This is a genomic window from Pseudomonas sp. RA_35y_Pfl2_P32 (assembly GCF_963970735.1).
GTDB lineage: Bacteria > Pseudomonadota > Gammaproteobacteria > Pseudomonadales > Pseudomonadaceae > Aquipseudomonas.
The window spans coordinates 1-544 of sequence record NZ_CAXAQF010000175.1 but is presented as its reverse complement, the minus strand read 5'-3'; the positions used below and the strand labels follow the sequence as shown (position 1 = coordinate 544).

1 protein-coding gene is annotated in these 544 nt (G+C 57.7%); it reads left to right on the top strand.

Annotation, left to right across the window (positions count from 1 at the left end):
• On the top strand, positions 1 to 467 hold a 467-nt coding region (locus AACY45_RS27720; protein ID WP_339548663.1), incomplete at its 5' end, for a ParA family protein.
• Positions 468 to 544 lie beyond the last annotated feature (77 nt).

The following is a 544-nucleotide window of genomic DNA, read 5'->3' as shown; positions in this document are numbered from 1 at the left end:
ATTACTTGGCGCTACATGGCTTCAAAGTTCTCGTCATCGACTGTGATCCGCAGGCATCGACGACGACGATGTTTGACATCCAGCCTGAGTCTTTGCTCGAAGATGAGCAGACGCTCGGCCAGTTTCTCTCGCCGCGAAGCACGTTCGATGACTTTCCGCTTGCGATACGCAATACCGCGTGGCCAACAATCAAGATCGTTCCGTCGAGTCTCGGTCTGCAAGACGCAGAATGGGATCTGACGGCCACGTTGCGCGAGGGAGGGCAGGCCGTCCGCGAAGGTCTGCAACGGCTCCGGATCGGGATATCGAGCGTCATCACCGATTTCGATGTGATCCTGCTTGATCCACCTCCCGCGATGGGCTTTCTCGGTCTGAACGTGATGGCGGCTGCAACCGGTCTGCTCGTTCCCGTGCCTGCCCGGCAACTCGATTATCTTTCCACGATCCATTTCATGGAAATACTTTGACGAAAAAGACCTCAGCTTTGCCCGTCGCGCTGTTGAGCGGACAGTCCGCGCGCATCGACGCAACCGCGCGTCCGTCG